At 54.8% G+C, this 15763-nt stretch carries 14 protein-coding genes and 1 riboswitch; of the genes, 6 read left to right on the forward strand and 8 right to left on the reverse strand.

The window, feature by feature from the left end; translation table 11 throughout:
* Positions 1 to 12 precede the first annotated feature (12 nt).
* The 5 genes from AC0YNW_RS03535 to AC0YNW_RS03555 form a co-directional block, all read right to left on the reverse strand.
* Positions 13 to 1128, reverse strand: a complete 1116-nt coding sequence (locus AC0YNW_RS03535; RefSeq protein WP_475830762.1) for a GerAB/ArcD/ProY family transporter — start codon at positions 1126 to 1128, stop codon at positions 13 to 15.
* A gap of 18 nt (positions 1129 to 1146) precedes the next feature.
* Complete coding sequence (locus AC0YNW_RS03540) at positions 1147 to 1389, reverse strand: hypothetical protein (RefSeq protein WP_475830763.1); 243 nt, start codon at positions 1387 to 1389, stop codon at positions 1147 to 1149.
* Positions 1390 to 1391: 2 nt separating this feature from the next.
* Positions 1392 to 2561 carry a Ger(x)C family spore germination protein gene (locus AC0YNW_RS03545; RefSeq protein ID WP_475830764.1) on the reverse strand — a complete coding sequence of 390 codons (1170 nt, stop codon included), beginning with the start codon at positions 2559 to 2561 and terminating at the stop codon, positions 1392 to 1394.
* Positions 2558 to 4120, reverse strand: a complete 1563-nt coding sequence (locus tag AC0YNW_RS03550; protein WP_475830765.1) for a spore germination protein — start codon at positions 4118 to 4120, stop codon at positions 2558 to 2560. Before AC0YNW_RS03550 ends, AC0YNW_RS03545 begins: the two co-directional genes overlap by 4 nt.
* A gap of 116 nt (positions 4121 to 4236) precedes the next feature.
* Positions 4237 to 4932, reverse strand: coding sequence for an SOS response-associated peptidase (locus tag AC0YNW_RS03555; protein WP_475830766.1), 696 nt, complete (start codon positions 4930 to 4932; stop codon positions 4237 to 4239).
* 175 nt (positions 4933 to 5107) lie between these two features.
* Here AC0YNW_RS03555 and AC0YNW_RS03560 point away from each other — a divergent pair, with 175 nt between their 5' ends.
* A complete protein-coding gene (locus AC0YNW_RS03560) occupies positions 5108 to 6499 on the forward strand; it encodes a DUF2515 domain-containing protein (RefSeq protein WP_475830767.1) in 1392 nt (463 codons plus the stop codon).
* Between the two features lie 164 nt (positions 6500 to 6663).
* Here AC0YNW_RS03560 and AC0YNW_RS03565 read toward each other — a convergent pair whose 3' ends face one another.
* A complete protein-coding gene (locus AC0YNW_RS03565) occupies positions 6664 to 6993 on the reverse strand; it encodes a YolD-like family protein (RefSeq protein WP_475830768.1) in 330 nt (109 codons plus the stop codon).
* A complete protein-coding gene (locus AC0YNW_RS03570) occupies positions 6990 to 8255 on the reverse strand; it encodes a DNA polymerase IV (RefSeq protein WP_475830769.1) in 1266 nt (421 codons plus the stop codon). The genes AC0YNW_RS03565 and AC0YNW_RS03570 overlap by 4 nt, the downstream gene beginning before the upstream one ends.
* Before the next feature lie 315 nt (positions 8256 to 8570).
* On the opposite strand from AC0YNW_RS03570, the gene AC0YNW_RS03575 reads away from it, so the two are divergent.
* The gene (locus AC0YNW_RS03575) at positions 8571 to 9044 is read left to right on the forward strand and encodes a hypothetical protein (RefSeq protein ID WP_475830770.1); all 474 of its coding nucleotides are present in this window, start codon (positions 8571 to 8573) and stop codon (positions 9042 to 9044) included.
* A 155-nt stretch (positions 9045 to 9199) separates the two neighbouring features.
* On the opposite strand, the gene AC0YNW_RS03580 is transcribed toward AC0YNW_RS03575, so the two are convergent.
* Positions 9200 to 10270, reverse strand: a complete 1071-nt coding sequence (locus AC0YNW_RS03580; RefSeq protein ID WP_475830771.1) for a glycosyltransferase — start codon at positions 10268 to 10270, stop codon at positions 9200 to 9202.
* Positions 10271 to 10405: 135 nt separating this feature from the next.
* Here AC0YNW_RS03580 and AC0YNW_RS03585 point away from each other — a divergent pair, with 135 nt between their 5' ends.
* The 4 genes from AC0YNW_RS03585 to AC0YNW_RS03600 all read left to right on the forward strand — a co-directional run bounded on the left by AC0YNW_RS03585 (position 10406) and on the right by AC0YNW_RS03600 (position 15737).
* Positions 10406 to 11941: a spore germination protein gene (locus tag AC0YNW_RS03585; protein ID WP_475830772.1), complete on the forward strand. Its 1536-nt coding sequence runs from the start codon at positions 10406 to 10408 to the stop codon at positions 11939 to 11941.
* A 27-nt stretch (positions 11942 to 11968) separates the two neighbouring features.
* Positions 11969 to 13177 (forward strand): Ger(x)C family spore germination protein, encoded by a 1209-nt coding sequence (locus AC0YNW_RS03590; protein WP_475830773.1) that lies wholly within the window; start codon positions 11969 to 11971, stop codon positions 13175 to 13177.
* A gap of 44 nt (positions 13178 to 13221) precedes the next feature.
* On the forward strand, positions 13222 to 14337 hold the full coding sequence (locus AC0YNW_RS03595; RefSeq protein ID WP_475830774.1) for a GerAB/ArcD/ProY family transporter: 1116 nt from the start codon (positions 13222 to 13224) through the stop codon (positions 14335 to 14337).
* A gap of 62 nt (positions 14338 to 14399) precedes the next feature.
* Positions 14400 to 14507: riboswitch (TPP riboswitch) on the forward strand.
* Between the two features lie 192 nt (positions 14508 to 14699).
* On the forward strand, positions 14700 to 15737 hold the full coding sequence (locus AC0YNW_RS03600; protein WP_475831262.1) for an ABC transporter substrate-binding protein: 1038 nt from the start codon (positions 14700 to 14702) through the stop codon (positions 15735 to 15737).
* Positions 15738 to 15763 lie beyond the last annotated feature (26 nt).

Below are 15763 nucleotides of genomic sequence, written 5' to 3' on the forward strand. Positions count from 1 at the left end.
GGCTGCGGTCTCTTACCCCCCCTGCTTCTTACCCTTACTGAACTGCGACCGAATCACAGCCACAATCAATATAATCAAAACCGGAATCACATAGGTAATGTTGTTGATCAGCGGCCAAGAGGTGTTCACCAGTTCCTCAAGCTCGGCTTCCTTGGTGTACGTCGTGACCGATAGCAGCAGGCAGATAAAGGAGACGGGGAACACCAGGTAGCGCTCGTTGTCCAGCTTGAGCAGCTCCTTCAGCAGCTTCATCAGGATCAACAGGAGGATGGACGCCTTGAAGTAAAAGCCGACGATAAGCGAAAAGCCGATAACGGACTCGATGCGCTCAATCAGCTCTTGAAAATAGATCAGCCTGGCTAGCTGGTACAGCGAATATTTCAAATCGCCTGACAGCGGCCCCAGCACCATGATGCTGCTGATGACGGATAAAATGAGCGTCGACGTGTTGACGACAAGTGCGGCATACATATGTTTGCCCAGCTTGGTATTGTCCTTGCGACGCACGAACGGCAAGATAACGGCGAAGACGACCAGCTCAGAATAGGGAAAGCCGTAGACGACATAGGCGGCATTCAGAATCGGGCCGATTCCGTCAGGCATTACGGGGAGCAGATATTCAGGATGATACAGGCTTCCCACCAGCAGCCAGACCAAGACGATAAAGGCAAACATCAGCGCCAATAGCACTGCCGCCATACGGGCCATCACTTCAATGCCAGCCAAAGCTGTAAGCGCGATGGTAACAAAAAACAGTGAATTCACGGCATATGTCGGCGTTTCCTTCAGCATCGTGTTTTTGAAAAAAGTGCCAATCTCGATGACAATGCCTGCGATGTTCCAGAACATGACACATGTGAGGGGAAGGAGCAGGATGAGCGTAAGCGTATTGCCCAGCAAGGCGCGGCTTTGTCCGATGAGAGAGAGCTCGGGGGACTTCCGGTGCAGGTATAGAATGCCTGCCAGCAGCAGTGCGCCCATAACCGCAGCAATGATAAGAGAGATCCATGCGCCGTTGCCGCCCAGATTGGTCAAGGGAGCGGGCACAATGACGATCGAGGAGCCGGTCATGAAGAAGAGGAGCAGCATGGACATTTGGATGGAGCTGATATATTCTTGCTTGTTCATGCGTTCCTCTCCTTTCCCTTAAGATTGTGCCGGATTCAACCAGTGAACGATCTGCTGTGCCGGCTTGTTGAACAGATTGAAAATGGTGTCCACATTCGGCCAAGGCTTGGCGGTGATGAAGAGAAAGGCCAGATACAGCATAGGCAGCATCAGAATGCCGTAGACCATCCGGTCATGCTTAGTGGACTTCTTTAGTCTCGGGATGTCATAACTCAGCATCGCGGCAGCTAATATGAGAATGCAGATCAACTTCCCCAGCATCGCTATTTCTCCTTTGTTCCGAATAAGGTGCCGGCATTCATCCCCGTGCTGAGCACGCTCACATCCACATGAACTTCGAATTGGCTCTCGGCAATCAAGCTATCCCATTCCGGCTCGAGCTGTCTCCATAACTTCGGGTGTTTTCGAAAAATTTGATTGCCTATCCCTAGCGCGTCGAGCTTCTTTTTTTGCAAGAGGGCCAGGAGATGCTGGATTTGCTTCTCGACCTGCTGCGTAATGGCCTCCTCGAACTGCTCCACATCTTTGCTGGTTTTTAGATGGGAGCAGCGCAGCTCGCCGATCGTTCCCTCAATCGCGATGTCCGCGATAACATGGATGGCATCTCCCTTGATTGTGGGGCTTAGCCTGCTGTTGAAGCTCAACACTTCCAGCGATTCTTTGTCCTGTATGCGATGGTTGACATTGTTCAAGCACGGAAACTCTAACACCCCGTATTTGTATTTATCCGTCAGCATCATGAACGCTTCCGTATCCGGTTCCTTAAGCACGCCAACCATCTTCCCGTCACGAATTAAGGCAACGCCGGAGATGATCGCTATGGGTTCTGTGCCGTCGTTATGCAGATACGGAATGGTGGACATTTTGGACGGGCTGCTTAATTGAATCGCCAAGTCGTATAACGGAATGCTCGATGTCTCGGCGGAAAATTGCGTGCCGCTCATCTCCATTCGTTTGAACTGTTGGCCGATGGTCTGCTCGATAAACGGTTTGATGTCGAGATAATGTCCCGCTGAATGCTGGGCGATAATGGGAAGGATGGTGCCTCGCGGTTCGTGGTCCCGGGAGAAGAAATCAAGCACTTCCCGTATGTTCAGCGATCTGGCGAGCTGCTCGCCCAGCAGAATGACGCGCATGTGATCCCACTTGGCTTTCCGACCGAACTTCGATGGAATTTCCCTCATCGCATCAAAAAAGGTTTCGCCGGTGGTCACGATATTGATCCCTTTGGGTGCGGTGTTTCCCACATTGCCCATCTCCATTTTGCTGGAAGGATTATAGAAATGGGTCGTAATTTGAATTTGATGCTCGTCAATCATATCGATCGCGATCGCTTGGACATAGCCGTATTCATCCAGCTCCTTGTTATCCCAGCATCCGCAGAGCAGGCTGAGGGCAAGCAGCAGAGCAAGCAAGGAGAGAGGGCGCTTCACGATGTTTTTTTCCTCCCTGATGATTTTCGGTAGAGGTGCCGGCTCCGGGGCGAATGGAGCAGCAGTCTTGGCAGCACGACAACGGCATCCCGCAATCTCTCGATATCCAGCGGCGCGAGCGAGGAGAGATAAGGCACGCCGAGCGAACGCAAGGTAGCCAGATGGAGATAGATCAGGATGATGCCGACCATGATGCCAAGCCCGCCGAAAGTCGCTGCGAGGAACATCAGTGGAAACCGCAAGATTCGCAGCGCAATCGCCATATTGTAATGAGGCAAGGCGAACGATGCGATGCCTGTCAAAGCAACGACAATGACCATAACTGGCGAGGCAATCTGCGATTGAATGGCGGCTTGGCCGATGACGAGCGCTCCAACAATGCTGACGGCGGAGCCGATGGGCCGCGGCAACCGGATTCCCGCTTCCCTCAGCAGCTCAAAGAAAAACTCCATGATCAAAGCCTCGACCAATGCCGGGAACGGAATGCCCTCCCGCGTGTTCAGGATCGCGAGCAGAAGTACGGTCGGGATCAATTCGGAGTGAAAGGTAGACAGCGCAATATAGGTGCTGGGCAGCAGCAGAGCGATGACGAAAGCGGCTATCCGTAAAATCCGAATCAAGGATGAGAAGATCGAACGATAATAATAATCCTCGCTGTTGGTGAAAAATTCAATAAAGCTGCCGGGGCATATGAGCACGGACGGGCTTCCGTTCACCATGGCGATAATTTTGCCTTCCAGCAAGGCGGCAATAACCGTATCGGGACGCTCCGTGTACCGGACCTGCGGGAAAGGGGAATACAGAGATTCACCGATCCACTCCTCCAGATAGGACACTTCTACGATTTCTTCTTGGCCGATTTGGCCTACTCTTTTTTTGAATTCGTCCAGTATTTCTGGCTGCACGACGCCATCCAAATAACCGTAGGATACCGTCCTCTGGACATGCTCGCCGGATATGAAGCGCTCGAATTTGAGATGAGGCGACTTCAACAGAGTGCGAATGACGCCAATATTGCGTTCCAGGCTTTCGATAAAGCTGACGTGAGGGCCTTGAACAGTAGGCTCGGTAATTGGCTCGGATGCCTGGCGCTGCTCAACGTCAAAGGCGGAATAGGCCAGAGCCTTGGGCCATCCGTCAAAAAACAAAACGACCTTTCCGTCCAGAATGGCTGCGACTGCCGCAGAGATCTCCGCAAGCAGTTCAACATGGGGAGAGGCGATGCCTTGCTGCTCGAAAAAACGGCTGACATCCTGCACGGTCAACTCGGAAGCAGGCCCCAGCTCATGCGACACCAGGTTCTGCAGCGTATCCTTTACATAGTGGGTGGGCGTGGATTTGGTCAGGGTATCAAAATAAACGGAAGAGGCCGAATATGCCAGCTCGGGACCGTAGGTCCAGGTCGTGATTTTGAGATCAGTACATTGGGTAAATACGGTTTCCAGCACTTCACGGTTATCGGCGAGTGATGCGGCAATGAGCTGCTCTCCCGCTGGTTTCTCGGAATTGTCTGACGAGTGGTTGGGCGGGAGGTCTTTATTATTCGGCGATTTCCTCATGCGGTTCTCCTCCCGGGATTGAGATGTCGAAAGTATTTACATCTTTTCCCTGAGGGAGTGATTGTATGCGGAATTCGGAGGTGAGAGGGGATAATCGGATGATGAACGATCCTTTATTACCATAGCTCCAACTGTCCGCCTGGCTCATGCCGTTCGATCAGCGACGGGTCGTCGTTGCGCACATTGCCTACGGCGGGGCTGACGGGATAGGCTTCAAGCTGACCCGAAGGATAGGGCTTCAGCAGCGAGGTTAGCATAGCGATGTTCTGCTGCTCGCGACCCAGCCAGACCGCTTCCTGCTCCGGAGTCAGGATGACGGGCATCCGGTCGTGGATAGGGGCGACGACTTCATTGGGCGTAGTGGTCAGAATGGTGCAGGTGCTGATCCGCTCGCCGCCTGGGGATGTCCATGTCTCGTATAGGCCGGCCAGGCTGAATAGGGATCCGGTTTTGAGCCTGATGCGCATAGGCTGCTTGCCGCGTGCGGTCGATTGCCACTCGTAGAAGCTGTCTGCGGGGAGAAGGCATCTTTTTTTCTGAAAAGCGCTCTTGTACGCCGGCTTCGAAGCGGCTGTCTCGGCACGCGCATTGATCATCGTATAGCCGACCTTTGGATCGTCCGCCCATGAAGGGATGAAGCCCCACTTCAGCTCGCCAAGCCGGTTGCGGCTGCCGTCGTTAATAATCGCCAGCACATGCTGGCCTGGGGCGACATTGTATTTGGGCTTATGAAAGGGGACGTTCGTCTCCTCGATCATGTACCTCACCATTAATTCCTCCAGCGTAATGGTTACCGTATAGCGTCCGCACATGTTTGTGTCCTCCTTGGAACTTGTCCTCTTCATTATATCTTTCTCATTCGGCTCTTGCGAGAAGCAAGCCGTCGCTCTCGCGCATACGGTACGGTATGTGCGTTCCGCTCGGTATGAGGTGCCAATCATTCGCGGATAATGGTAAGAGCGATTTTTTTGGAAGGAGGAGCAGTGGATGGAGGAGGAGAAGAAGCCCGGGAGCGAAGATCGGGATGAGCGAGCCGGGCTCGGCGGATGGCTCGGGCATCTGCTGGCGCTGCCCGGCGAAGCGCTGGCTTATGCGACGGGAAAGTGGAAGGCGATGAGCGCGTCCAGCGATATGCTGGAATCGGCGGAGCCGCTAAAGCTATCGCCTGCTGCTGTCGCCCGGTTGAAGGAAGTATGGACGAAGCAGCTTGCATCCGGGCATGCCGACGGCGAGAAGGGACATGGCGCTGTAGACGGCACTCCTTGGACGGCCGATGAGCAGATGCTCATTGAGCGGATTCGGACAGAGACGGCAGAAGCGAACCGCAACAATGTGACGAGGACGGAAGCTTACCGTAATATGTACTTCCGCACCCCGGAGCTGCATTGGGCGCTGCTGGCCCATCTCGTATCCCGCAACGGCGGGTGGAATATGACCGACCTTCAAGGGGAATGGCTGCCGCGGCTGCTCACGGAGGAGCAGCGGCGCGACGTCTTCCTCTTCCTGGAGCGCGCGAACGCGCTGATCTTCCAGGATGCGTATCCGCAGCTTCTCCTGTACCAGTGGAGCCGGGTCTTGGGACGCAGCCTGTTCCATCTGCTGCCGGCCTTTGGCGTATCGAAGTTTATGCTTCCGGTATGGAAGCTGTTTTGGCGCGAAAAGGATTCTGCTTTGCTGACCACAGCCCTTATTGTGAATGAGCAGCATTATATCGAGAGCCGCGTCGTACGGAACGAATATTACGAGAAGCGCGTGCTTCATACGTTGTTCTTCGGCCTTCAGTCGTTGCTGCAGCTGAACGGCGTGCTCTTCCCTTACGGAAGCGGCGGCGGGAAAGAGGCATGCGATGGGGAGAATGGCGATGGGCTCCAGCTTGCGGGGCTTATTCTGGAGGACTTCCGCGACATTCAGGAGCGTATTGAATTCGGGAAACGCCTCTATGCAATGCTCTTCGGCGTTCCCCGCGTCTTCGACGGGGCCAGATGCTTCGCGGCTGCGGTGAAGCATAGCGGCTCGCGCAGCGACTATGCCGCCTTGCTGTACGAGGATGTGCGGCATGAACCGCCCCGCCGCATCTATGAGGAGAAGCTGCTGGGCGGGCGGCTGAAGAAGGGCGCTTCGCGTATCTATAGCCCTTCGTTGCAAGCAGCTTGGAAGGATCATCCCGTCGAGCCTGCGGAGCAGGGGGACTGGTTCCATAGCGTGGATGCGGTTCTTCCTTACTTCCGCGAGCTTCCGCTGCCCCGCAACTTCGAGCTCACAAATGAATACGGGCTGATGCTGAGCAAGCTGGAGCTTGCTGTTCTGGCGGTTCAGCGGGGGGAATCGCCTGTGCCAGGCGAAGGGATTAGCAAGGAAGGTACGCAGCCGTCTTCATAATAGTGCAGCCGCGGTCCGGTGGGATCGCGGCTGCTTGATTTTTAGATTTATTGGTGTGTGGCAAGGGTTTTTGTGCGGATTCATGGCACATAGTCGAACACGTGACATGATTGCTCTTATGTTGTGGGTTGCAGTTGCATTTCGATGCCGCCATGCAATGGAGCCTACTGCTTCTCCAGTGCTGCCCCTTCTATATCTCCGATCGGGAACCACTCGCCGTCAACCATGAAACGGCCCTTCAGCTCGTCCACACGGTCGACGATGCCGATGACGGTCAGCAGCTCGACGGGGTGGAACAGCCGCACGGCAATAGGCTGCCTTCTGAGCAGTGATTCCGAGACGACCCGCGAGACATGCTCCCACTCTTGTTCGTCCAGCTCGATTCGCTGGCGCCGCTTGAGTGATTCCGAATGGTCATTGATTGCCGTCTTATGCTCCGGCAGCATCATGCGGCTGGATTCCCATAGTCCGTTGCCTTCAAGCTTCTTCCTCATTTGTAATGTCCTCCGATCTTTCTGGAACGATCCTTCGCTTGGCCGACGTCAGTGGCTGAGACCGCTCTTACGATACTGGCATCGCCATACTTGCGCTTGATGGCGTCCGTCGCCTTCTCCAGCGCCATCCATTTCTCGCGGTCCGGCTCGAACAGCGACAGCTGGTATTCTTCGTCCGCGGCGAATTGGGACAGGCTGATGCCTACCTTGCGGACGGGCAGTCCGTCCCAGTGCCGCTTCAGCAGCTGGACGGCATAGCGGTATACCTGATTCGTCACGTTAGTGGGATCGTCCATCTTCATCTGGCGGCTGAAGCCGCTTGGCTTGCTGTAATCGGCGCCCATACAGGCGACTGATACGACATGTCCCATGTAGCTCTTGCTGCGGCAGCGCTGGCAGACAAGCTCAGTCAGCTCCAGCAGCACGACTTTGATCTCCTCCAGGCTTCCGTAGTCCCGCGGAAGAGTCATCATATGACCGATCGTCGTCGGGGCTGTCTCATGCGTGCCAGGCGTAACGGGGCTGTCGTCGAGACCGTTCGCAATCCGCCAGTACAGCTCCGCGTTAATATCGGAGTTGCGGCCGAATTTGCGGCGCATAAGCGTCTTCAGCTTCTCCAGCGGCGTTGCGGCGAGCTGGCCGATCGTCTCCAGTCCCATCGCGTTGAAATGCCGGGTCATGCGGCTTCCCGCCATAAACATCTTCGCTACGGGCAGTGTCCAAAGCGTCGTGGCGAGCTTATCTGATGTAAGCGTGTAGATGCCTGAATCGTTCTTCTTGGCGTAATTGTCGCAGGCCGTCTTCGCCAGAATCTTGTTCGGCCCGATGCCGAAGCGGGTGTAGATGCCCGTCTCCTCCTGAATACGCTTCTGGATGAGTGCGGCCAGCTCGTCGGCGGAGCCGTACAGATGGAGGGAGCCGGTCACGTCTAGAAATTGCTCGTCGACGGAATAAGGCTCGACTAGGTCTGTGTACGATTGATAAATGCGTGTAATCATGAGCGAAATGTCAATATACAGCGCCATGCGCGGCTGTACAATAACCAGGTCCGGGCACTTGGCGAGTGAATCGCCCAGCCTCTCGGCCGTTGTGACACCGTACTTCTTGGCGATGGGGCAGGCTGCCAATATGATGCCGGAGCGACGCTTCGGGTCACCCGCTACGACGAGCGGACGGTCACGGTATTCCGGATGCTCCGCCTTCTCGACGGAGGCGTAGAATGATTGGCAGTCGGCCAGCATGATTACTCTGTCGCGAGCCATGCTTGTTGCCTCCCTATCCCTTAATAATGCGAATGTATGTTCTCTATATGATATGCTTATTATATACAGAACATACGATCGTGTGCTATCTTTTTTTAAGTGGTTATTATTGACAACGACGCAAAGCGGCGTCCCCTCTGCATTGGAGAAGAATTGCGCAGCATGCAGTCCGTAAAGGTGCATACGGCAGGCTTTCCAACTAATCTCATAGATTTGTATTCATAATCCAGCGGAGTATAATTAAGGGTGTGAAACGCCATTACGAAGGAGCCAGACTGCTGTAGGCGGGCTGATCGGCTGGAGCGAGGTTGTAGGATGAAGCCTTTAAAAAGAACACTTATCGGGGCAGTTATATTATTTTTTATTCTTGTCGCGGGATTGAATTATTGGGATGTGCTGTATGGGCGATATGTCGCGCATTCCTTTTTCAGCAATCTTACAGCTGGCAGTCTGGAGGCAGCTTCGACGAACATACACTTTGGTGAGGAAAATGGGGAGAACAAGCGGGAGCAGAGTGAGGCTAACACGGCTTGGGCTCAGAGAGTCCGGGATCTGCAGGAACAAGGGGTCCACGCTGTTACTTATAAAAATCTGAGGGTACGAAATGATGACAGCTCGCCGGTCGGGAGAGTCACGCTGACATTTGAGGAGCAGGGGGAACTAAGGGAGTATCAGGTTGTGTTTTTCTTCAAAGGAAGTCTGGACGATTTTGGCATCACAAGGTTTCAGCAAATTGATGAGCCGGCTCAAAGTCCGGAATGGCAAGAAGCGCTCTCAGGCATGTATTAGTATCCAAAAAGGCGGCGTTCCTCTTTCATCAGGGAGGACGCCGCCTTTTTTGGATATGGCCAGACCCCTAGCCTGTCCGATAAAAGAAATACAGAGCGGCGCCCTCCTGTTACAGGGAGGACGCCGCTTTTTTCACGAATAGTTCGCGCCGTGTATCAGGTCTTTGCGCTGCTGAAAAACTTCTCGTTGTACACGATGCTGGGATGCTTCGGATTGTAGCTCTGGGCGATGCGGTGATGCTCGATGGCCTTGTCACGATCACCAAGCCGGTCGTAGCAGACGGTCAGCTGCAGATGGGGCAGCCAGGTCCATGTGGCATTATCCGTGGAGCCCATCATATCCTTTGGCTTCTCCAGCCGCGTCGCCTGCGTGAACCAGTAGATGGCCTGCTGGTAACGTTTCTGCTCCAGGAAGACAGCTCCGAGCTGGCAGCAAAATTCGGCGCGAGGAAGGTCGTAATTCAGCGTGCGCAGCAGCGACGCAATATGCCGATCCGGCTGTCCCAGCCGTCCGTAGCAATCGGCTTGTTTCATGCAGGCAGCGATCTCGTCTTCCACCCAGCCAAGTCCCGATACCAGAAACTTCTCATACCAGTCGGCTGACTCCTGAAGACGGCCATGATCGCGAAGCTCATTGGCGAAATAATACTGATCGCGCGGAGAGAACTCCTCTCCGCCCTCCAGACGCTTTAAGTAGATGCGAAGATTGCGGTCGGTATGGCGCCGCTCCTTCCGGTGCGTCACCGCGATATCGCTATGGTAGGTATAGCCCGATACGGCCAGGTATTCATGCACGGGACCGATCCAGCGGAAGCCGCGGCTGCGGCGGACCAGACGGTTTCTTTTCAGGCTGAAGACAGGATTGCCGTTATGGTCAAAGGTCAAATTGTAGTTCATCGTGACGCTGTCGTACGGAAGCTCTTCCTTTTCCTTCAGCGCCTTCAGACGGGCGAGATCCTCCGGCTCAATGATGTCATCGGCATCCAGCCACAGGATGAACGTCTTAGTCGCTTGCTCGAAGCTGTAGTTGCGGGCTGCCGCGAAATTGTCAATCCATTCAAAATCATAAATAAAGGCTCCGAACGAAGCTGCTATCTCCTTGGTCTTGTCTGTCGAGCCGGTATCTACGATGACGATCTCGTCCACCGCATCCTTGACGGATGCCAGACAGCGCCCCAGGCTGTCTTCTTCATTGCGGACGATCATGCACAAGCTGATGCTGTTCAAGCTGTCACAACCTTTCCCTCTCTGTTCTTGCTTTTTCGTCAGTACATTGTATTAGCCCGCGCCAGAGTTGGTTACATACATATTCCAAGGGGAATCGAGCCAAAATAGAGGCAACTTGGAAACAGAGGGTGCGACATGACACAAACGAAAAAAACGGCGTTGACGCCGCTTAGTCCCTCGCTGCGGGCCAACGTTCAAGCCGTGAGTGCCCGGTTCGGCGGCAGCAGCGATCTCGTCGTCCGCTTGTTCCGCAGCGATGCCGCCCCGGAACGGGAGCTGGGGATGGTGTATATCGAGGGCCTCGTTGACACGGATGTGATTAACGACAGCCTCCTGGCTCCCTTGATGTCGATGAAGCTTCCGCCTCATATGGAGAGCAAAAGCGACCGGCTGGTAGAAGCGCTGCGCACAAGTGTTGTGTCAATAGGCGGTGTGAAGGAAGCCGTAGCGCTGGAGGAAGGACTCCAGCAATTGACGGAGGGCTGGTGCTTGATCTTCATAGATGGAAGCACGGTTGCGCTGATGGCTGCGGTGGGCGGTGCCAAGGAGAGGGCGATCAGCATCCCGCAGACGCAGACGGTCATTAGAGGGCCGCAGCGCGGGTTCGTGGAGGAATTGGGTACAAATATTAGCTTGATCAGACGGATTATCCGCTCGCCGGATCTCCATGTGCAGACGCATAAGATCGGCACGCAGACGCATTCCAACGTAGCTGTACTGTATCTTCATGGGGTTGCGGATCAAGGCATTGTGAAGGAAGTGTACCGGAGGCTTGCCGCAATTGATCTTGACGGCATTCTGGAGAGCGGCTATATCGAAGAGTACATTCAGGACGAGACCTTCACGATGTTCCCGACGCTGCTGAATTCAGAGCGGCCGGATTCCGTTGCGGCAGGGCTGCTGGAGGGAAGAGTGGCCGTTCTCGTCGACGGGACCCCTATTGCACTGGTTGCTCCGACCACGTTCTTCAGCTTCTTTCAGTCTCCAGAAGACTACTACCAGCGGTTCGACATCGCTTCATTCGTGCGCATGATCCGCTATGCGGCCTATGTCATGTCCATGCTGCTGCCTGCCCTGTATATCGCGGTTACAACCTTTCATCAGGAGATGCTGCCGACGACACTGCTGATCAGCCTCGCTGCGCAGCGGGAGGGGGTGCCGTTCCCTGGACTTGTCGAAGCGCTGATTATGGAGATGACTTTCGAGGTGCTGAGGGAGGCGGGGCTTCGCATGCCCCGCGCGATCGGCCCCGCGATCTCGATTGTCGGAGCGCTCGTGCTGGGACAGTCGGCGGTGCAGGCGGGAATCGTCTCTGCGGGCATGGTCATCGTGGTATCGTTCACCGCGATCTCCAACTTCGTGATGCCGGAGAACAATATGGCGGCAACCTCCCGCATTATCCGCTTCGGCATTATGATTATGGCGGGCATGCTCGGCTTCTTCGGCATCTTTATTTCAGTGTTGTTCGTGCTGGTCCATCTGGTGTCGCTGCGTTCTTTCGGTGTTCCGTACATGTCGCCGATTGCTCCGGGAGCCAAGAACAGCGGCTTGTGGCGGGACGTATTCGTCCGTGTGCCATGGTGGTCGATCGTACTGAGGCCGCTTGATATGAAGCTGCGCAATCCGAGGCGGCAGAAAAGCGGGAGAAGGCCTCCCGCCCAGCGCCATTGAAGGAAAACCTTGACGGGAGGCAGACGGATGAAAGCAATTCGGATTCTGCTGTTAGGCTCGCTGCTTCTGCTCCAGACGGGCTGCTGGAATAGAGTCGAGCTGAACGATATTGCCATCATATCCGCCACGGGAGTGGACTGGGAGAACGGGAAGTGGGTGCTGACCAACCAGGTCGTTATCCCCAAGGCCATCTCTGGCCAGGCAGGCGGCGGGCGGACGGCAACAGTGAATGTATTCTCTTCGACAGGAGACAACTTCCGCATTGCGATTAGCAAGGCGAGCCAGGAGTCGTCCAGGCGGCTGTATTTCTCGCATAATCAGATTGTGATTATCGGTCAGGAAGCGGCGAGAAAAGGAATCGGACCGCTTCTGGAGGCTTATCTGCGCAATCACGATTCCCGGGAGACGGTGGATGTGTTTCTCTCCAAAAGCACGGCCAGGCTGATGCTGGAGCAGCTTATTCCGCTGGAGCAAATTCCGGGAGCGGCCATTCAGCGGATGATTGTCAATGAAGAGATAAACAGCTCGTCCTACAGGCAAATGACGATCCATCACGTGCTCATGGACTTGCTCGGGCATACCAAAGCGACAAGCATACCGGGTCTTGCGCTGGCTGGCTCCGGAGAGAGCACGGACAGGGTTGATACGCTGAGCCAGACATCGACGCCATCCAAGGTGCGGCTCAGCGAGCTTGGCCTTGTCTACGGGGACAAGCTTGTAGGGTGGATTAACGACGAACAAAGCAAAGGCGTCATGTGGCTGACCAACCATGTAGACAAGACAACGGTTTCGTTCGCCTGCTCTGTCGGGGGCAAGGGCAGGGAGGGCTCTTCAGCGAGAATCCTCCACTCCTCTACCAAATTTAAGCCGCTGCAGCGGGGCGACAAATGGGTCATGAAGATAGATATTGCGGCGCAAGGCACGCTGCTGGAATACGATTGTGGCGGCGACTTGATGAAGCCGGTGGAAGTGTGGGAGGTCGAGCGGCTTGTCGAGGAGCGAATCGCTGCGACTGTAATGAATGGCTGGGAAGCGGTTCGCAAGCACAAGGTAGATGTGCTCGGCTTCGGTACGCAGATTTATAAGCAGCATCCTAAAGCTTGGAAACCCTTGGAGAGCCGCTGGAAGGAAGAGTTTCCGCGAATGGAGGTTGAACTGAACGTGAACATGAAGCTGAGCTCTACAGGCATGAGCGGCAAAAGCTTCAAGGAAGCGCAGAAGAAGCCGGGGGCATAATCCGCGACATATGTCTTGATTGCGAAGGAGGGGGAAGATTCGTTATGCAGCAGCAACAGCAACAGTTCGGCAAATACCAGCTGGCGATTCTCATTATCGTATTTCTGATCGGCAGTACGCCGCTCTTCGAATTGGGCATCACGGCGAAGCAGGATGCCTGGATCGCTATGCTGGTTGCAGCCTTCGCGGGGCTGCTGCTGACCGTTATCTATCTTCGTATTCATAAACGCGCTCCGAACGCCGGACTCGGAGATTTGTACAAATATCATTTTGGCCGCTATATTGGCGGCTTCATTGCAATTGTCCATGCGATCTGGCTCTCCTACGAATCGATGCGGAATGTCCGCGATGTAGGCGAGCTGACGACGATGGCGCTGCTCAACTTTACGCCCAAATGGATCGTTATGCTGCTCATATTGGCGGTGGCGGCTTATACGGCAAGTAAAGGAGTCGAAGTGCTGGTCCGCATCATCCAACTGCTGTTTCCAGTTGTCCTGTTCAGCTATTTCCTTGTCATCTTGCTTGTTTTCTTCAGTGGACTGGTCAAGGTGAACCAGTTGTTGCCGATTATGGAGAACGGTCCGATGCCCATTCTAAAAGCGGCTTTTCCGAATCTGCTGTCGTTTCCCTTTGCCCAGATGGTCGTCTTCCTGGTGCTGTTCGGCCATGTAAGCGAGAAGAAATCGATCAGCAAGGTGACCTACTGGTCACAGATCGGCGTCTCGATCTTTCTGGTATTCATGAATGCCCTCATTCTGTGTGTGCTCGGTCCGGAGCTGGCGGAGCTGACCGCGCTGCCGCTGCTGCATGTGTTGCAGCTTGTCAGGCTCGCTAATTTCCTGGAACGGCTCGATGTCGTGGTGACGCTCCTGTTGTTCATCGGACTATTTGTGAAAATTGCAACCCTATATATTGCCTCCATTCTGATGGCGAGTGAGGCGACGGGCTGGTCTTACCGTACGCTTGTATTCCCGATTGGCGCCCTGATTTACGCCGCTTCTTTCCTGGAGCCGAACAACACCTATCATATCTGGATCGGACTGGACATCACGCTGAAGATTGCGCCATTCTTCCAGATTGCGCTGCCGCTCGCTTTGCTGATGGTAGGAATCCGTAAGAAGTACCGTGGAGCGGCGCTTCGCGGGTCGCAGGGCACATAAGGGAAAAAAAGTCTGGCATTCTGATCGGAGTTTGCTATAATGGAAACGTAATTGACGTAACCGAATACGCTCTGGGGAGCTGGACTAGCCGGCTGAGAGGGAATGATCGCATTCCGACCCATATACCTGATCCGGATAATGCCGGCGTAGGAATAGAAGCTATGCTTCTTTTGCAAGACATTCGCTATCATACCTTGTGGTTTTGTAGCGGAGGGGTTGCGGGGGAAGTGAAGAAATTAGCCGACAACACGACGTCTTCCGATTCCGGGAGGCGTCTTTCTTTTATTCACACGCAGGAGCAGGGACCGGACAAGGCCGAACGTCAATGGGCAAAAAGAGAGCAAGAGGAGAGGGGAAACACCATGTACAGCAGCAAAAAGAAACGTTGGAGCCTTGCGCTCGCGATCCTCGCGATGACAGTGGCGCTTGCCGCTTGCGGAGGCGGCAACGGGGGAACGAAGAACAAAAATGCGGAAGAAGGCGGAAGCGAAGGAGACAAGCAACTGCAGAAGGTGCAGGTCGTGCTGGACTGGTCGCCGAATACGAATCATACAGGCCTGTACGTTGCCAGGGATAAAGGTTTCTTCAAGGAGCAGGGCCTCGATGTCGAGATTATTCAGCCGGGCCAGGACGGCGCGGACAAAATGGTCGCTTCCGGCAACGTGCAATTCGGTGTGAGCTATCAGGAGTCCGTTACGATGGCCCGCATTGCGGGTGTGCCGCTTGTGTCCGTCGCGGCGGTTATTCAGCATAACACGTCGGGCTTTGCATCGCCGAAGGAGAAGGGCATCGACTCGCCGAAGAAGTTCGAAGGCAAGCGCTACGGCGGCTGGGGCGCACCTGTGGAGGAAGCGGTGATTGACTCCCTCATGCGCGAGGAAGGCGCGGATGTCGGCAAAGTCGACATCATGAGCATTGGCGACAGCGACTTCTTCACGGCTGTCAAACGCGACATCGATTTTGCGTGGATCTACTATGCTTGGACTGGCGTAGAGTCGGAGCTGCGCGGCGAAGAAATCAATATGGTGTATTTGACCGATTATAGCGACAAGCTGGACTACTATACGCCGGTATTGGTGACGAGCGAGGAACTGGTATCGAAGCAGCCGGAGCTGGTCAAGGCGTTCACGGCCGGAGCAGCAGCAGGTTACCAATATACGATCGACAATCCGGAGGACGCAGCGGAAATTCTGATCAAGGCGGAGCCGGACCTTAATCCAGATCTGGTCAGAGCCAGCCAGAAGTGGCTGAGCCCGCGCTATCAGGATGATGCTCCGCGCTGGGGCGAGCAGAAGCTGAGCGTATGGAAGAATTATGCCGACTGGATGTTCGAGCGCGGATTGCTGGAGTCGGAGCTGGAAGCGGAGAAGGCGTTCACGAACGAATTTTTGCCGGAGTAAGCGGTATTTGAAAGTAAGCTAAGTGA

The organism is Paenibacillus sp. J31R120 (genome assembly GCF_056269225.1).

Bases quoted from the DNA above. Each gene is read 5' to 3' on its own strand.
- AC0YNW_RS03535 (WP_475830762.1), bottom strand. From the start codon at position 1,128: ATGAACAAGCAAGAATATATCAGCTCCATCCAAATGTCCATGCTGCTC.
- AC0YNW_RS03540 (WP_475830763.1), bottom strand. From the start codon at position 1,389: ATGCTGGGGAAGTTGATCTGCATTCTCATATTAGCTGCCGCGATGCTG.
- AC0YNW_RS03550 (WP_475830765.1), bottom strand. From the start codon at position 4,120: ATGAGGAAATCGCCGAATAATAAAGACCTCCCGCCCAACCACTCGTCA.
- AC0YNW_RS03555 (WP_475830766.1), bottom strand. From the start codon at position 4,932: ATGTGCGGACGCTATACGGTAACCATTACGCTGGAGGAATTAATGGTG.
- AC0YNW_RS03560 (WP_475830767.1), top strand. From the start codon at position 5,108: ATGGAGGAGGAGAAGAAGCCCGGGAGCGAAGATCGGGATGAGCGAGCC.
- AC0YNW_RS03565 (WP_475830768.1), bottom strand. From the start codon at position 6,993: ATGAGGAAGAAGCTTGAAGGCAACGGACTATGGGAATCCAGCCGCATG.
- AC0YNW_RS03570 (WP_475830769.1), bottom strand. From the start codon at position 8,255: ATGGCTCGCGACAGAGTAATCATGCTGGCCGACTGCCAATCATTCTAC.
- AC0YNW_RS03575 (WP_475830770.1), top strand. From the start codon at position 8,571: ATGAAGCCTTTAAAAAGAACACTTATCGGGGCAGTTATATTATTTTTT.
- AC0YNW_RS03585 (WP_475830772.1), top strand. From the start codon at position 10,406: ATGACACAAACGAAAAAAACGGCGTTGACGCCGCTTAGTCCCTCGCTG.
- AC0YNW_RS03590 (WP_475830773.1), top strand. From the start codon at position 11,969: ATGAAAGCAATTCGGATTCTGCTGTTAGGCTCGCTGCTTCTGCTCCAG.
- AC0YNW_RS03595 (WP_475830774.1), top strand. From the start codon at position 13,222: ATGCAGCAGCAACAGCAACAGTTCGGCAAATACCAGCTGGCGATTCTC.
- AC0YNW_RS03600 (WP_475831262.1), top strand. From the start codon at position 14,700: ATGTACAGCAGCAAAAAGAAACGTTGGAGCCTTGCGCTCGCGATCCTC.